General features: G+C 54.3%; 16 protein-coding genes. 6 read left to right on the forward strand and 10 right to left on the reverse strand.

The window, feature by feature from the left end; translation table 11 throughout:
- Positions 1-124: 124 nt before the first annotated feature.
- The 6 genes from citG to citC are packed head-to-tail and all read right to left on the reverse strand — an operon-like array spanning position 125 to position 5,325.
- Positions 125-1,033, reverse strand: coding sequence for a triphosphoribosyl-dephospho-CoA synthase CitG (citG, locus tag ACLJRE_RS10795; protein ID WP_001103238.1), 909 nt, complete (start codon positions 1,031-1,033; stop codon positions 125-127).
- Positions 1,011-1,562 carry a citrate lyase holo-[acyl-carrier protein] synthase gene (citX, locus tag ACLJRE_RS10800; RefSeq protein WP_000679050.1) on the reverse strand — a complete coding sequence of 184 codons (552 nt, stop codon included), beginning with the start codon at positions 1,560-1,562 and terminating at the stop codon, positions 1,011-1,013. The genes citG and citX overlap by 23 nt, the downstream gene beginning before the upstream one ends.
- The gene (gene citF, locus ACLJRE_RS10805) at positions 1,562-3,082 is read right to left on the reverse strand and encodes a citrate lyase subunit alpha (RefSeq protein WP_000665573.1); all 1,521 of its coding nucleotides are present in this window, start codon (positions 3,080-3,082) and stop codon (positions 1,562-1,564) included. Before citF ends, citX begins: the two co-directional genes overlap by 1 nt.
- Before the next feature lie 10 nt (positions 3,083-3,092).
- Positions 3,093-3,962, reverse strand: coding sequence for a citrate (pro-3S)-lyase subunit beta (gene citE / locus ACLJRE_RS10810; RefSeq protein ID WP_023212454.1), 870 nt, complete (start codon positions 3,960-3,962; stop codon positions 3,093-3,095).
- A complete protein-coding gene (gene citD, locus ACLJRE_RS10815; RefSeq protein WP_000691461.1) occupies positions 3,959-4,252 on the reverse strand; it encodes a citrate lyase acyl carrier protein in 294 nt (97 codons plus the stop codon). The genes citE and citD overlap by 4 nt, the downstream gene beginning before the upstream one ends.
- A 29-nt stretch (positions 4,253-4,281) precedes the next feature.
- The gene (gene citC, locus ACLJRE_RS10820) at positions 4,282-5,325 is read right to left on the reverse strand and encodes a [citrate (pro-3S)-lyase] ligase (protein ID WP_072156320.1); all 1,044 of its coding nucleotides are present in this window, start codon (positions 5,323-5,325) and stop codon (positions 4,282-4,284) included.
- 244 nt (positions 5,326-5,569) lie between these two features.
- On the opposite strand from citC, the gene citS reads away from it, so the two are divergent.
- The 6 genes from citS (at position 5,570) to ACLJRE_RS10850 (ending at position 12,849) form a co-directional block, all read left to right on the forward strand.
- Complete coding sequence (gene citS / locus ACLJRE_RS10825; protein WP_000183608.1) at positions 5,570-6,910, forward strand: citrate/sodium symporter CitS; 1,341 nt, start codon at positions 5,570-5,572, stop codon at positions 6,908-6,910.
- A 158-nt stretch (positions 6,911-7,068) separates the two neighbouring features.
- Complete coding sequence (locus ACLJRE_RS10830; RefSeq protein ID WP_001001155.1) at positions 7,069-7,308, forward strand: oxaloacetate decarboxylase subunit gamma; 240 nt, start codon at positions 7,069-7,071, stop codon at positions 7,306-7,308.
- A gap of 15 nt (positions 7,309-7,323) precedes the next feature.
- Positions 7,324-9,093 (forward strand): sodium-extruding oxaloacetate decarboxylase subunit alpha, encoded by a 1,770-nt coding sequence (oadA, locus tag ACLJRE_RS10835; protein ID WP_058108997.1) that lies wholly within the window; start codon positions 7,324-7,326, stop codon positions 9,091-9,093.
- Positions 9,094-9,105: 12 nt separating this feature from the next.
- A complete protein-coding gene (locus ACLJRE_RS10840; RefSeq protein ID WP_000444830.1) occupies positions 9,106-10,407 on the forward strand; it encodes an oxalacetate decarboxylase subunit beta in 1,302 nt (433 codons plus the stop codon).
- A gap of 134 nt (positions 10,408-10,541) precedes the next feature.
- Positions 10,542-12,161, forward strand: coding sequence for a sensor histidine kinase (locus ACLJRE_RS10845; RefSeq protein ID WP_053296637.1), 1,620 nt, complete (start codon positions 10,542-10,544; stop codon positions 12,159-12,161).
- 1 nt (position 12,162) lies between these two features.
- Entirely contained in the window at positions 12,163-12,849 is a 687-nt protein-coding gene (locus ACLJRE_RS10850) for a response regulator (protein ID WP_000377415.1), read from the forward strand.
- Positions 12,850-12,870: 21 nt separating this feature from the next.
- Here the strand turns inward: ACLJRE_RS10850 and rihC are convergent, their stop codons facing one another.
- From rihC to fkpB, 4 genes are all read right to left on the reverse strand, one after another.
- Positions 12,871-13,791, reverse strand: coding sequence for a ribonucleoside hydrolase RihC (rihC, locus tag ACLJRE_RS10855; RefSeq protein WP_023212752.1), 921 nt, complete (start codon positions 13,789-13,791; stop codon positions 12,871-12,873).
- A gap of 15 nt (positions 13,792-13,806) precedes the next feature.
- Positions 13,807-15,009, reverse strand: a complete 1,203-nt coding sequence (locus ACLJRE_RS10860) for an XAC2610-related protein (RefSeq protein ID WP_058109056.1) — start codon at positions 15,007-15,009, stop codon at positions 13,807-13,809.
- A gap of 199 nt (positions 15,010-15,208) precedes the next feature.
- Positions 15,209-16,159, reverse strand: coding sequence for a 4-hydroxy-3-methylbut-2-enyl diphosphate reductase (ispH, locus tag ACLJRE_RS10865; protein ID WP_001166428.1), 951 nt, complete (start codon positions 16,157-16,159; stop codon positions 15,209-15,211).
- 2 nt (positions 16,160-16,161) lie between these two features.
- Positions 16,162-16,611, reverse strand: coding sequence for an FKBP-type peptidyl-prolyl cis-trans isomerase (gene fkpB / locus ACLJRE_RS10870; protein ID WP_000047269.1), 450 nt, complete (start codon positions 16,609-16,611; stop codon positions 16,162-16,164).
- Positions 16,612-16,682: the final 71 nt, after the last annotated feature.

Here is a 16,682-nt window from a genome sequence, read left to right on the forward strand (position 1 = left end):
CGGAGGCCGCCATCTAAAATCGCCGATAATTAGAAATTAATGATAAACAGGGAGCGATATCAGTAAAAGACATGATTCATCCCGCAGGATGAATCATTGCTGGAGAGAATGAAAGAAGAGAAACTTACTCAGGATAGAGGGAACCGGCAGGAAAATGACTTAAAAACCAGGTCACTGCCAGTAAATCCGCGCTACCGCCAGGGCTTAAGTTACGCAGGATGAGTTCATCATCGAGGGACTGCATCGCTTCAATGCCCCCCTCAACCAATACGCCCCCTTGCCACAACAATTTTTGTGCCTGCTGCTGCACGTAGTAAAGCCCTTCCAGGCCTCCCCGTGACACCAGATTGGTATCATCATTCCACGCCATCAGATGCAACAATGTTTGCAGCAGGGCAAGATGGGTATCGTCATGCTCCTGCACGACCCGGTTAAACACCGGCAAAGCCTGCGTTCTGACGGTTCGAAAACCGCTTTCCGCTTCTCCCCGCGCGCCCGACAGGCCATAGCACTGGAAATGGGTTTCACTCTTTGTCAGTTTTCCCGCTTTTTTTGCTGAGAGCTCGTGGGCAACAATATTCCGACTCAGGCGGGCAACCTGGTCGCAGATACGATTTTGCTCCAACGGTTCTCCCCGCGCGAGAAGTCGGCCAATCGCTGCGCTCAGCAGGCCAAAAGCGAAAATCGCCCCGCGATGGGTATTCACACCATTGGTCGCCTGTAGCATATCGTTCTCACAGGCCATCCCCAGCGGACGCAGCATCACCAGGACATTTTCTGCCGCCAGCGCCGCCGTGTTGTTGCCCATGATAAAAAACTTTTCCATCCACGGAGCAATGGCGGTAGTGCTACGTTCAAATGCCGCCAGATCCATATCCCTATGCGCTCCCGAATTACGAATATCGACCAGACCGGGTTTTGGTGTCAGCCTGGCTTCCGTCAGCAGCGCTCTTGCAACCAACCCATTAAGTTCGCCAGCCGCCAGCGATGAGTACGCTGGCGTACGCCGTTCAGTCACAACGCTCACGTTCATAGCATTCAATCCTTCGTGCAATTTCATCCAACAAAAGGTCAAGGGTGTGATGCTTGCCCCGGGCACAGAGATGAGCATCCTGCTGGCATATCAAACATGGCCGGGCAGGATGCCCGAGTTCACGGCGTGATAGCGACTTACCGTCGCTATCAATAATGTCGATGTCCCAAAGCCGCCCTAACGGATGGCTCATCTCTAGTGTCGACATGTGCTGTTTCAACGCCATTGCCGGCGCACAGACCGCTGCCATCCATTCCGGGCCGCTGCGTTCATTCACCTGCATTTCCCAGACGTTGACCCACTCCTTCTGTTCGCAAAGCGCCAGTATTTCGGCAATTGCATAATCGGCGACACGCCGCCAGACCGCTGAGTTTTTAACGGCGCCCGGTGCAACCAGCGTGAGGGAAATCAACGGTAGCCGATAGCAGTTCAACGCCTGACGCTGCCTGGCGGCACGTTTATCGCGCGCTTGTAGCATCTCCTCCAGCGTAACTGCCTGGCCCTGGTACAGCAGGTCTGTGCCCTTCATCAGCCTTTAACCTGGCGAATCACGTCAATCACTGAACCGTCGCGATAACGCACCACAGCCACCACCCGATCGGTAAACTCAATCGGCTGCGGTTTACCGGTCAGTTGCTCAGCGCGCTGTTGCAGTTGTTCGATGGTCATCAGCGCCACACCCGCAGCACGCAGGTTATCAAGCAGATCCTGACGCGCAGGGTTCACCGCAATACCATGGTCGGTAACCAGCACATCAACACTTGCCCCAGGCGTGACGGTAGTCAGCACTTTTTCCACCACGCATGGGATTCGGCCACGGACCAGCGGTGCGGTAATAATGGTGAGATCGGCCCCTGCTGCCGTATCGCTATGGCCGCCCGATGCGCCACGCAGTACGCCGTTTGAACCGGTCATCACGTTAACGTTGAAATTCACGTCAATTTCCAGTGCGCTCAGCATCACCACATTCAGGCGTTCGCATGCCGCGCCTTTAGAGGCGGGGTTCGCGTATTGATTGGTTGAGATTTCAATATGATGTGGATTCTGCGCCAGCGAACGGGCTGCATCGCCATCGAATGATTGCGTATCCAGCAGCGCTTTGATCAACCCTTTCTCATGCAGATCCACCATGGTGCCGGTGATCCCGCCCAGGCCAAAACTCGCCGTAATGTTGTGGCGACGCATTTTGTCTTCCAGGAAACGGGTGACCGCCAGAGATGCGCCACCGGTGCCGGTTTGCAGCGAGAAACCGTCACAAAAATAGCCTGAGTGTTCGATTACATTGGCCGCCTGTCGGGCGATCAACAGTTCACGCGGGTTGCTGGACAGACGAATCGCGCCCGCAGTGATTTTTTCCGGATCCCCTACTTCGTCCACCTGTACGATCAAATCAACCTGATCCTGCGCGATACTGGCCGGATAATTGGGGAATTCGACCCACTCTTCAGTCAGGAGCACCACACATTTAGCGTACTGCGCATCAACCTGCGCATACCCCAAAGAGCCGCAGCGTGACTTGCCGCTAAAGCCGTTCGCATTACCAAATTCGTCGCAGCACGGCACGCCGAGGAAAGCGACATCAATATTCAGCTCACCGCTCTGAATCAGTTTTACGCGGCCGCCGTGAGAGTGGATCTGTACCGGGTTTTCCATCAGGCCAGCGGAGATCTCTTCCCCTAACTTGCCGCGCAGCCCGGAGGTATAAATCTGCCGCACCACGCCATTTTTAATGTGTTCGATAAGCGGCCAGTGGGCATCGATTAATGAGCTGGAGGCAAGCGTCAGATCGCGGAATCCCATTTCCGCCAGTTTCGCCATCACCATATTGACAACTTTGTCGCCACCACGAAACGCATGGTGGAAGGATATCGTCATGCCATTTTTAAGCCCGGAACGACGGATAGCCTCTTCAAGCGAGTCACAAATTTTACGCCGACGCTTTTCCGTTTCACTGGCAAGCCACGGGCTGTTCGCTGTTACCCCCTGGTAGGGCTGTAATCCTTCAGGTACGACATATTGCTGGTTGAGCATGGTTACAGTCTCTTTCATGGTTCCTTCCTTAATCACGAATACCGGAAGCCGACAGCGCCACCACTTTGCGCGCGTGGTCGATAATCGGGCCGTCAATCATTTTGCCGTTGAGTGAAACGACACCCAGACCGCGAGACTCAGCCTCTTCAGCGGCGGCAATCACCTCATACGCATGCTCAACTTCTTTACGTGTCGGAGAATAAGCCTGATGTAACAGCTCAATCTGACGTGGGTTCACTAAGGACTTACCATTAAAACCAAGCCCTTTCGCCAACTGCACTTCCTTCAGGAAGCCTTCTTCATTATTGATATCCGACCAAACAACATCATAGGCGGCAATACCCGCAACACGCGCCGCGTGCAGCACTGCGCAGCGGGCGTAGAACAGCTCGGTGCCATCGCCCCGGCTGGTACCCATATCCATCACGTAATCAAATGCCGCCAGCGCAATTGCCACCAGACGTGGTGTAGAGGTGGCGATGTCGACGGCATTGACCACGCCTTTCGCTGATTCGATCGCCGCCATCAGCCTGGTACTGCCGACCTCGCGTCCGCATTCACGTTCGATCCGTTCGACCTGCGCTTCCAGCTCCAGCACATCGTTTTTGCTGTCGGTTTTCGGTAGACGCACAATATCCGCGCCACCACGCACGACGGCCTCAAGATCGGCCAGACCAAACGGCGTGTTCAGTGGATTAATGCGCACCACTCTTTCAACATCCTGATAGAACGGATGTTGAAGCGCGTGATGAACCAAAAGACGGGCGGTATCTTTCTCACGTAACGCTACGGCGTCTTCTAAGTCGAACATCACCGCGTCCGCACCGTAGACAAACGAGGTGCTCAACATGGCCGCATTTGCGCCGGGGATAAACAACATACTGCGACGTGGTCTCATAACGCACTCCATTGAATTTCCGTTTGTTCTGCAGCGCGCAGCGCCGCCGCCTGCACTCGGGCGCGTAAAATACACTCCAGCGCGCCTTTGTCATCGACGCTAACCAGCGCGCGTTCAACGCCCAGCTTCGCCAGCGTTTCGCGCACGACTTGCTCAATCGCCGCGCCAAACTGCTGCTTCACCAGACTCTCTAGCTCCAGCCGAATTCCTGGCTCGCTGGATGGACCTATCCTGATCATCACATCGCTGGATTCCAGCGTGCCTGCCAGGGCATCTTTAATGATTTTCATTAGTTATGTTCCTTGTTAACGGTGTTACGTCATATGGTTTCAGTGTGTCTGGCGGCATGCCGCTGCAGATATGCCAGGGTGCCAGCAGGCACCAGCGCGCTTATCGCCGGCCAATTACGTTCGCTATACAGTTTTCTGACGCGAGAGGCGGAAATAGCCGTGCCGTTTTTCTCCACCCGCGCCAGCTCGACGACCTCAATAACCGGGCCGCTGCGCTTCGGATCGTGTAAAATGTCGTGCATTCGCTGGTTATAGGCACAGGTCAGAGGACAAAACGGTTCACTGCCGACAAAACGATGGGTAATCCCCAGCGCTGGAGCCAGATGTTCACGGAAGAGTTGCAGATCGATCTGGCAATGGCAGTCGTCCACAACCCCTTTTTCTTTGAGGAAATAGCCGGGAAACGTCGCACGCGAGATCATATAAGCGGAGCCGGAATGCAACGTGACGTTGTCAATACCCGCGATTCCTTGTTCGATCAGCGCCCAACGGTCGGTATAGGAAAAAAATGAAGCATCTTCTTTGACCACAAACAGATGCAGCCAGTCACAGGCCGCAGCCGCTTGCTCCACCAGATAACGGTGGCCCAAGGTAAACGGATTGGCGTTCATGACGATGGCGCCGATCGTTTTTCCCGGTTGACGATAAAGCGCCAGTTGGCGACAAAAGCGCGCTAACCGTTCACTACTGTTCTCCATTAACACCGCCAACTCACCTGCCTGCGCAATGGGCCAAAACCCCGCGCCAGAAAACAGCAACCGATTTTGCGGCTTAGTGAACAGGAAAAGCTCGCTGCGGTTTAACTCGTAGGCCAATGTAAGCAACTCAGTCAGCAGTTTGAGGCTGAGCCCTTCCCCTTGTAAAACTGGGGAAACAGCGATGCATTTCAGTACGTTCCCGGCCAGCGAGCCGCATCCAACTATCTCACCCTGCCAATATGCGCATACCGCGATTTCACAATCGTCTTCCAGGGCGAGTCCCTCGCCCTTCAGAAACATGGCGACCGACTCGCGACGCAATACATCCTTTTGCAAATAAATGCGTTTAAATATCAGATTCACTCTATTCAGCATCCGTCAGCAAATAACGCCGCATATTTCGCCAGTGTTTATATTATTCGTCTGGAATAGACATCACACTTTCCCCGCTGCCTTTATGACCTTTATAGTTTTTATTTCCTTAATTAATCAGAGTTAATAAAAACAATTAAATTAATTAAAAACACAACCATTCAGTGAAGATAGTCACATCTCACGGTTCATTGAATTTATTAGTATGCGCAGGTCTTGTTACCCATCAATACACAGGAAAATGTTTATGACCAACATGACCCAGGCTTCGGCTACGGAGAGAAAGGGGGCTAGCGATTTACTCAGATTCAAAATCTTTGGTATGCCGCTACCGCTTTATGCTTTTGCATTAATTACTTTATTACTTTCTCATTTTTATAATGCTATACCTACTGACTTAGTCGGTGGTTTTGCCCTTATGTTTGTGATGGGGGCCATTTTTGGTGAAATCGGCAAACGTTTACCGATCTTCAATAAATATATTGGCGGCGCACCGGTTATGATATTTCTGGTTGCAGCTTATTTTGTCTATGCTGGCATATTTACGCAGAAAGAAATTGATGCGATCAGCAACGTAATGGATAAAAGCAACTTCCTTAACCTGTTTATCGCGGTGTTGATCACAGGCGCTATCCTGTCGGTAAACCGTAAGCTGCTATTAAAATCACTGCTGGGCTATATCCCAACCATCCTCGCCGGGATTGTCGGCGCGTCCCTTTTCGGTATCGTCATTGGTCTGTGCTTCGGTATCCCGGTCGACCGTATCATGATGCTGTACGTTCTGCCGATTATGGGCGGTGGTAACGGCGCGGGCGCCGTGCCTCTGTCTGAAATTTATCACTCGGTTACCGGACGTTCCCGCGAAGAGTACTACTCAACGGCTATCGCCATTCTGACCATCGCAAACATCTTCGCCATTATTTTCGCTGCACTCCTCGATATGGTCGGTAAAAAATACACCTGGCTTAGCGGTGAAGGCGAGTTGGTTCGTAAGGCCTCCTTCAAAACTGAAGATGATGAAAAAGCCGGTCAGATTACCCATCGTGAAACGGCGGTTGGCATGGTGTTATCCACCACTTGCTTCCTGCTGGCCTATGTTGTTGCCAAGAAAATTCTGCCAAGCATCGGCGGCGTCTCTATTCACTACTTCGCCTGGATGGTTCTGATTGTTGCTGCGCTGAACGCATCAGGTCTTTGCTCACCGGAGATTAAAGCCGGGGCGAAACGTCTTTCTGACTTCTTCTCCAAACAACTGCTGTGGGTGCTGATGGTAGGTGTGGGTGTTTGCTACACCGATCTGCAAGAGATCATCGACGCCCTGACGTTCGCGAACGTCGTTATCGCCGCAATCATTGTGGTCGGCGCTGTCGTTGGCGCAGCTATCGGGGGCTGGTTGATTGGCTTCTACCCGATTGAATCATCTATTACCGCTGGCCTGTGTATGGCCAACCGCGGCGGTTCCGGCGATCTGGAAGTGCTCTCCGCCTGTAACCGTATGAACCTCATTTCATATGCACAAATTTCCTCTCGTCTGGGCGGCGGTATTGTGCTGGTTATCGCTAGCATCGTGTTCAGCATGATGGTGTAAAAAAACGCACGGCGGTGTCTTTGCCGCAAACGACCTGGAGAAAAGTAGAGGCCAAAGCCGGGGGCGGCCAAGGGAAATCCACTCTACTCCTTAGCCGGATTCACCAGGAAGGTTGTCGTCAAGGCCACCGTCGTGCCTCTCATTATGGAAAATGATTCATGAATGAAGCTGTACTACTGGGTGAAGGTTTCACCCTGATGTTTTTAGGGATGGGGTTCGTACTGAGCTTTCTGTTCCTGCTCATCTTTGCCATTCGCGGCATGTCTGCCGTGATTACTCGCTTCTTCCCGGAACCCGTCGCCGCGCCCGCACCGCGCGCCGTTCCCGTCGTGGACGACTTCACCCGCTTAAAGCCGGTGATTGCCGCCGCCATTCACCATCACCGCCTTAACGCTTAATTCCCGGAGGGATCCATGACTATTGCCATTACCGATGTCGTCCTGCGCGACGCCCACCAGTCCCTGTTTGCCACCCGTCTGCGTCTTGACGATATGCTGCCGATTGCCGCCGCGCTCGATGACGTGGGCTACGGCTCCCTCGAATGCTGGGGCGGCGCCACCTTTGACGCCTGCATCCGCTTTCTTGGCGAAGACCCGTGGCTGCGCCTGCGCGAGCTGAAAAAAGCCATGCCGAAAACCCCGCTGCAGATGCTGCTGCGCGGGCAGAACCTGCTCGGCTACCGCCACTACGCCGATGATGTGGTGGAGCGCTTCGTCGAGCGCGCGGTGAAAAACGGTATGGACGTGTTCCGCGTCTTCGATGCCATGAACGACCCGCGCAATATGAAAGCCGCCCTGCAGGCGGTGCGCAGCCACGGGGCACATGCCCAGGGGACCCTGAGTTACACCACCAGCCCGGCGCACACCCTGCAGACCTGGCTGGACCTGACCGAACAGCTGCTGGAAACCGGCGTTGACTCGATTGCCATCAAGGATATGTCCGGCATCCTGACGCCGATGGCCGCCTTTGAGCTGGTCAGTGAAATCAAAAAACGTTTTGAGGTGCGCCTGCACCTGCACTGTCACGCCACCACCGGGATGGCGGAGATGGCCCTGCTGAAGGCTATCGAGGCGGGCGTTGACGGCGTGGACACGGCGATTTCCTCCATGAGCGCCACCTACGGCCACCCGGCCACCGAGGCGCTGGTCGCCACGCTTGCCGGCACAAAATATGACACCGGGCTGGATATCCTGAAGCTGGAAAGCATCGCGGCGTACTTCCGCGAGGTGCGCAAAAAATACCACGCCTTTGAAGGCCAGCTGAAAGGCTACGACAGCCGCATTCTGGTGGCGCAGGTGCCGGGCGGAATGCTGACCAACCTCGAAAGCCAGCTGAAGCAGCAGAATGCGGCGGACAAGCTGGACCAGGTGCTGGCGGAAATCCCCCGCGTGCGCGAGGACCTTGGCTTTATCCCGCTGGTGACCCCCACCTCGCAGATTGTCGGCACCCAGGCGGTGCTCAACGTCCTGACCGGCGAACGCTACAAGACCATCGCGAAGGAAACCGCCGGGATACTGAAAGGGGAATACGGCCACACCCCGGTGCCGGTGAACGCGGCACTGCAGGCCCGCGTGCTGGAAGGGGCTGCCCCGGTGACCTGCCGCCCGGCGGACCTGCTGAAGCCGGAGCTGGCTGAACTGGAAGCGGACGTCAGGCGGCAGGCGCAGGAGAAGGGCATCACTCTGGCGAGAAACGCCATCGACGACGTGCTCACCGTGGCGCTGTTCCCGCAGATTGGCCTCAAATTCCTTGAGAACCGCCATAACCCGGCGGAGTTTGAGCCGGTACCGCAGGCGGAAGCCGCGCAGCCGGTGGCAAAAGCAGAGAAGCCTGCAGCTTCCGGTATCTACACCGTGGAAGTGGAAGGCAAAGCCTTTGTGGTCAAAGTCAGCGACGGCGGCGATATCAGCCAGCTCACTACTGCCACCCCGTCTTCCGCACCGGTTCAGGCTGCCGCCCCGGCAGGCGCAGGCACCCCGGTCACCGCGCCGCTGGCGGGCAACATCTGGAAGGTGATTGCCACCGAGGGCCAGACGGTGGCCGAAGGCGACGTGCTGCTGATTCTGGAAGCCATGAAGATGGAAACCGAAATCCGCGCCGCGCAGGCCGGGACGGTACGCGGTATCGCGGTGAAGTCCGGGGACGCGGTCTCTGTGGGCGACACCCTGATGACGCTGGCGTAACGGAGAACTGAAATGGAAAGTCTGAACGCCCTGCTTCAGGGCATGGGGCTGATGCACCTTGGCGCAGGCCAGGCCATCATGCTGCTGGTCAGCCTGCTGCTGCTGTGGCTGGCGATTGCGAAAAAGTTCGAGCCGCTGCTGTTGCTGCCGATTGGCTTCGGCGGCCTGCTCTCCAACATCCCGGAAGCGGGCATGGCGCTGACCGCGCTGGAAAGCCTGCTGGCACATCACGACGCCGGGCAGCTGGCGGTGATTGCCGCGAAGCTTAACTGCGCGCCGGACGTGCACGCCATCAAGGAGGCGTTAGCGCTGGCGCTGCCGTCGGTGCAGGGCCAGATGGAGAACCTGGCGGTGGACATGGGCTACACGCCGGGGGTGCTGGCGCTGTTCTACAAAGTGGCGATTGGCTCCGGCGTCGCGCCGCTGGTCATCTTTATGGGCGTGGGCGCGATGACCGACTTCGGCCCGCTGCTGGCGAATCCGCGCACCCTGCTGCTCGGCGCGGCGGCGCAGTTCGGTATCTTCGCCACCGTGCTGGGGGCGCTGACGCTGAACTACTTCGGCCTGATTTCCTTCACCCTGCCGCAGGCGGCGGCCATCGGCATTATCGGCGGCGCGGACGGCCCGACGGCGATTTATCTGTCGGGCAAGCTGGCGCCGGAGCTGCTGGGGGCCATTGCGGTGGCGGCGTACTCGTATATGGCGCTGGTGCCGTTAATCCAGCCGCCGATTATGAAGGCGCTGACCACGGAGACTGAGCGCAAAATCCGCATGGTGCAGCTGCGCACCGTCAGCAAGCGGGAAAAAATCCTCTTCCCGGTGGTGTTGCTCATGCTGGTGGCCCTGCTGTTGCCGGACGCCGCGCCGCTGCTGGGGATGTTCTGCTTTGGCAACCTGATGCGCGAAAGCGGCGTGGTGGAGCGTCTGAGCGACACGGTGCAGAACGGGCTGATTAATATCGTGACCATCTTCCTCGGACTGTCGGTGGGCGCCAAGCTGGTGGCGGACAAGTTCCTGCAGCCGCAGACACTGGGCATTCTGCTGCTGGGGGTGATTGCCTTTGGTATCGGGACGGCGGCCGGGGTGCTGATGGCGAAGCTGCTGAACCTGTGCAGTAAGAACAAAATCAACCCGCTTATCGGTTCGGCGGGGGTGTCGGCGGTGCCGATGGCGGCACGCGTATCGAACAAAGTGGGGCTGGAATCGGACCCGCAGAACTTCCTGCTGATGCACGCGATGGGCCCGAACGTGGCGGGGGTTATCGGTTCGGCGATTGCCGCCGGGGTGATGCTGAAATACGTGCTGGCGATGTAATAGTGGATGGGATACGCATGCCGTATCCCATTTTCATCCAAATTTTTTCTGAAAGAAAAGTAAGTATGAACTGGTTCAGGTTCCGGTGATGCCGAATGCAAGAAAATACCGTAATTAAATATCTAAATACCAATATGTTTATACGGGAAATTACACGCTGGTTTGCCAGACGCTCGTTTCAAAACCGGATATTTCTACTGATCCTGTTTACATCCACCATCGTGATGCTGGCAATCACCTGGTATCTGACCGATATCACGAAAGAGCGCCTGCATTATCAGGTGGGCCAACGTGCGCTTATTCAGGCAATGCAAATATCCGCTATGCCAGAATTAGTTGAAGCCGTAGAGGCGCATGATTTGCCACGCATCAAAGCGCTGATTGACCCAATGCGCTCGTTTTCGGACGCGACTTACATTACCGTTGGCAACGAAAAAGGTCAGCGACTGTATCACGTCAACCCGAATGAGATCGGCAAATATATGGAGGGCGGCGATAGCGACGACGCGCTGTATAACGCTAAAAGCTACGTATCGGTGCGTAAAGGTTCATTAGGCTCTTCCTTACGTGGTAAATCCCCGATTCAGGACAGTACCGGTAAAGTCATCGGTATTGTTTCCGTTGGCTATACTCTGGAACAGTTGGAGAGCTGGCTTAACTTACAAATCAGCTCGTTGCTGTTCCCGATGGCGATACTGTTGCTGGTGCTGTTGTACTGCGCCCGCCGCTTCTCGCTGCATATTAAAAAGCAGATGCTTAACATGGAGCCGCAGCAGCTTTCACAACTATTAATTCAGCAAAGCGTGTTATTTGAGTCGGTATTTGAAGGGTTGATCGCCATTGACTCCCATCACCGTATTACCGCCATTAACCAAACGGCTCGCCGCTTACTGAATCTGAGCCAACCGGAGTCTGAACTCATTGGCTATGCAATCCACCATATCGTGTTGCCGGAGGCTTTTTTTTACGATGCGCCGCAAAAAAACAAAAAAGATGAGATCGTCACCTTTAACCAAATGAAAGTCATCGCCAGTCGCATGGCGGTCATTATTGACAACCAGCCTCAGGGCTGGGTTATTAGCTTTCGCAACAAAGACGATATCAATACACTCAGCCTGCAGTTAAGTCAGGTGCGGCAATACGCCGATAACCTGCGCGCCGTGCAGCATGAGCATCGCAACCTTATTTCCACCATTGCCGGACTGCTGTTCCTGAAGCGCTACGATAATGCGCTGGCGCTGATTCAGCAGCAATCGGAAAGCCACCAGAAAGTACTCGATTTTATTTCCCATAATTTCCGCGACTACCACCTTGCGGGGCTATTAATCGGTAAATATTATCGGGCAAAAGAGCTGGGGCTGGAGCTGATTTTCGATCCTTCAAGCTTTGTTGAACACCTGCCGTCATCGCTCTCGCATAATGAATGGATTTCGATTGTTGGCAATTTATTGGACAACGCCTATAACGCCACCCTGCTCAATCGCGAAGGCTCGCGACAGATTGAGTGCCTGATCAACAGCGAAGGTAATGAAGTCATTATTGAAGTTGCCGATCAGGGATGTGGTATTGACGAAAATATCCGCCAGCATATTTTCGAGCGTGGAGTGACCACCCACAACAACGGCGATCACGGAATTGGATTATGGTTGGTGCACAGCTACGTCAAGCAGGCCAATGGTGACATTATCGTCGATAACAATAATCCTTTTGGCACCATTTTTACCCTCTATATCCCTTTTACCAGAGAAGAATAACATGGATAGCATTACGACACTCATCGTTGAAGACGAACCGATGCTAGCGGAAATCCTGGTGGACACCATCAAGCTTTTTCCCCAGTTTTCAATCGTCGGCATCGCAGACAAACTGGAAAGTGCAAAGAAGCAAATACGCCTCTATCAACCACAGTTAATTCTATTGGATAATTTTTTACCCGATGGCAAAGGGATCGATTTAATTCGTCATACCATCAGCACCAACTACACGGGGCGAATTATTTTCATTACCGCCGACAATCATATGGATACCATCAGCGATGCCTTACGCATGGGCGTATTCGATTATCTGATTAAGCCGGTACATTATCAGCGCCTGCAGCATACCCTGGAGCGGTTCACCCGTTACCGCAGTTCGTTACGTTCCAGTGAGCAGGCAAACCAGACGCACGTTGATGCCTTATTTAATATCCAGGCCAAAGAACAAACCGCAGAACCGAATAGCGGACTGCGGGGAATTGATGAAAACACCTTCAACCGGGTACGACAAATATTCGCCGACCCGCAGGCAGTACATACAGCAGACACTCTGGCGCAAATTCTGGGCAGCAGTAAAACCACTGCCCGACGCTATCTGGAACAAGGCGTGAAAAATAACTTTCTCGAAGCGGAGATCAGCTACGGGAAAGTGGGCAGGCCGGAGAGACTCTATCGCGGCAAAGTATGAGATTATGGCGCCAACATGTAATTACGGCGCACAGGCAAACACCTCAGCCACCCACTGACGAAAACCGTCCACATCCAGCGCCAGCGCCACCTGCGCGTTGGCGGGCTGCCCCAGACGCCCTTCAATATCCACCACCGTGGTACCTGCGGTATATTGCCCCTGCGTTTCTACGGCCACAAAACAGGATTGCAGGGTAAAAAGCTCCGGACGCACCAGCCAGGCGATAGCGCAGAGATCGTGCATCCGCAGACCGCTTTGCATACTGCCGCTGCGGTAATGGCTGAACAATGCATGCAGCATGCCGCCGGTTTTATTAAGCGCAGGAAGCGTAGCCAGATACTCCGGCGTCAACACGGCCTGATTGGTGACGTCCAGCCCACACATCACAATCTCAATGCCGCTACGAAATACGTGGGCGGCGGCTTCCGGATCGACAGCAATGTTAAATTCAGCATTAGGCGTAAAATTGCCGCGCCCTGCGGAACCGCCCATAATCACCAGCTGGTGAATGTTGAAGCGGCACTCCGGATAGTGCATCAGTAGCAACGCAATATTGGTCAATGGCCCAATCGCCACCAATGTCATGGGCTCCGGGGCGTTCATCAACACATCCCGGATAGCGATAAACGCAGGCTTCGCCAACGGTTGGCGCTGATGGTCGACAAAATCATAGCCTTCCATACCGGATTCGCCGTGGACGTATGCCGCATCGCGTAACGGACGCAGCAGCGGCGTCGCGGCCCCCTGGGCAAGTGGCACATCGGCGTCCCAGAAATGCAGGAGCTGTAAGCCGTTACGGGTGGTTTTTTCGACCGAAACGTTGCCGGCAACGGTGGTCATCAGTTGCAGATCCAGCTCGGGGGCAAACAGCGCAGCGGCAATCGCGGCGGCGTCATCAATGCCTGGATCGGTATCAAGAATAATGTGTAGGGATGCTGCCATTAACGCTCTCCTGACCTATTGTTTTATATCTTCGTACTCAGCGCGACTGATACAGGTATCAGGCACATCGTCATCCGTCACCAGACGCGGACTTAGCTTATTACCTTCGACAAACGGAACTAATGGGCAAAAACGCCCTGGCGATGCTTTGTTTTCCTGCCACTGAATCTCAAGCGATTCGGGCTCAGCGCCGGGTTTTTCTGCCTGAATCACGGTACGAACATTACCGGTTAGCCAAAAAGGCTGACACGTCTCATCAAGGCTAAAAGGCGGCGTCAAATGACCATTTTTACGTACTAGCGGATAAATAATACGCCCATCAGCGTAGGAAGGTATCATGTAGCAGTTATACATTTTGTCTTTACTGATCACAGGCTGAAAATAGCTTTCACCGCGATCGATCAGTTCAATCGTTTTTCCTTTCCAGCGATACACATTGACGCCATGACTGCAGCAACCGCCGCGCCAATAGCTGACAATCTGTTTATGTTCAGCATCGATCTCTGATGAAGTGATTTCCTGATAAGACGCTGGCGCATCAACATAACGCTGTTTGGCGGGGTCATAGAGCCATGTTTGTACTGGAGCATCCGGCCCTGCAAGTAGCTCTGTTACAATCGACAGATCCGGGTAGCCATCAAAATTGACATCCCCCCATTGAGGCATAAACGAGCTACAAGTGCCCACCGAGGCGGTATCTAAGGTCTGTATGAGTTTACCATCACGGTATAATTTTATCGCCGAAATGGCCGGCGTATTGCCGCAATCAATCTCTTTGGAAGGGTCGTAACCCCCTGCATCATTCGTGTTCGTGACCAGCACAATATCAGGGGAGTTTTTAGGTTTGAGGTAGATAAGGGCAACAGGAAAATGTCGTTTTTTATCTGCGGACGTCCATTCGCCTTTAATCTCACTGCTGGAGATTTCCGCATTCCAGTAACCCGAAAGCGCCTTTACGCGTTCTTCAAGATGTACCTCTTTATCCTGGAGTGAGCCGCGTAGAGCAATCGCTGCCTTGTGCTGATTGCAAGGTTCATAGCAGTAATACCCATAAAGCGTGTTACCAAATCGGGTGATATTAACGTTTACCGATTTCCCCGCGATAGTCCCGGTATAGTTTCGCTCCCAGGCGGGTAGCTCCAGCACCGTGGCGCTTGCCACGTCCATCCAAAAGCCGATGGCGAGTAACGTTGGCAATCCATATTTTATTTTGCCCATTTCCCTTATCCCTGTAGGCATTACAACCCAAAAACCAGCAACGATTGTGCTGGTTTTTCAGATGAATAGCAAAAAGGTGGGGCATTAGCAACGGATGACAACTACGCCTTATTTTTCCTGTCGCACATTGAATATCAAAAGAAATTCTTAAGATCTGGTCAGCGTAGCGTCATCAGGCAGATTTCTGAATTATGAAATCTTATTCGACCTCACGAACATCCACACGCAGTTCTTTCGGCACTTCGAAAACAATATTTTCTTCGCGCCCCTCAAGCGTGACAGCTTCGCCGCCGCCAAACTCGCGCAGACGCGCAATAACATTCTGCACCAGAATATCCGGCGCGGAAGCGCCAGCGGTGACGCCGACGCAGGCGGCTTCTTTCACCCATGCCTCCTGGATATCCGCCGCATCGTCGATAAGAAACGCGGTTCTTCCCATCCGTTGGGCCAGTTCCGCCAGCCGGTTAGAGTTAGAAGAGTTTTTCGAGCCGACCACCAGCACCACGTCAGCCTGCTCCGCCAGCGCCCGCACTGCTTCCTGACGATTAGTAGTGGCATAGCAAATATCGTCTTTGCGCGGGCCGACGATTTTCGGAAAGCGTTTACGCAGCGCATCAATCACATCGGACGTATCGTCCACGGAAAGCGTGGTTTGCGTCATGAAGGAGAGCTTGCCTTCATTTTTGACATTCAGCGTCCAGACGTCCTCTGGCGACTCAACCAGGTACATCCCCCCTTCCGGGTTGCTGTACTGGCCCATGGTGCCTTCCACTTCCGGGTGCCCGGCGTGGCCGATGAGAATAGATTCTTCACCGCGACGGCTGGCGCGCGCCACTTCCATATGGACTTTCGTCACCAGCGGGCAGGTGGCGTCAAAAACGGTAAGATCGCGGCTTTTCGCCTCGTTACGCACCGCCTGGGAAACCCCATGAGCGGAGAAGATCAGAATGGCGCCATCCGGCACTTCGCTAATTTGCTCTATAAAGATCGCCCCGCGCTGGCGCAGGCTGTCCACTACATAGCGGTTATGCACGACTTCGTGCCGAACGTAAATTGGCGCGCCGTAAATAGCGAGCGCATTTTCAACAATGCTGATAGCGCGGTCTACCCCGGCGCAAAAACCGCGTGGGTTGGCCAACAGGATCTGCATGTTTATGCCTCCAGCGCCGGATCGATTTCCAGCACTTCAATATCAAAGTGAACGGTATGCCCGGCCAGCGGATGGTTAAAATCAACGGTAATCGAGTCGCCGTTGATTTCGCGAATCACGCCAGGCATTTCGCTGCCATCCATTGCGGTAAAAAGCATAATCGCCCCGACTTCCGGTTCGCCCGCCGCCATAAACTCACGGCGCGAGAAATACTGGATCAAGTCCGGACTGGGGACGCCAAACGCGGCGTCAGGCTCCAGCGAAAACGCTTTCTTTTCCCCTTCTTTCAACCCCAGAAGCTGCTGCTCCAGACCTTCGGAAAGCGAGGTATCGCCAAGACGGAACAGGGCTGGCTTGCCGTTATTGCGGGTAGATTCCGCCGTTGAGCCATCATCCAGTTTCAGGGTGAAGTGAACGAGGATCGCGCTGTTGCTCTGTACGGATTTAGACATGCAAATTGCTCACGTGTTTTGCCCGGAGGCACAAAGAACGATAAAACCGTAGGCCGGATAAGGCGTTTTCA

It is taken from the genome of Salmonella sp. SAL04157 (assembly GCF_046551635.1).
Taxonomy (GTDB): Bacteria; Pseudomonadota; Gammaproteobacteria; order Enterobacterales; family Enterobacteriaceae; genus Salmonella; species Salmonella enterica.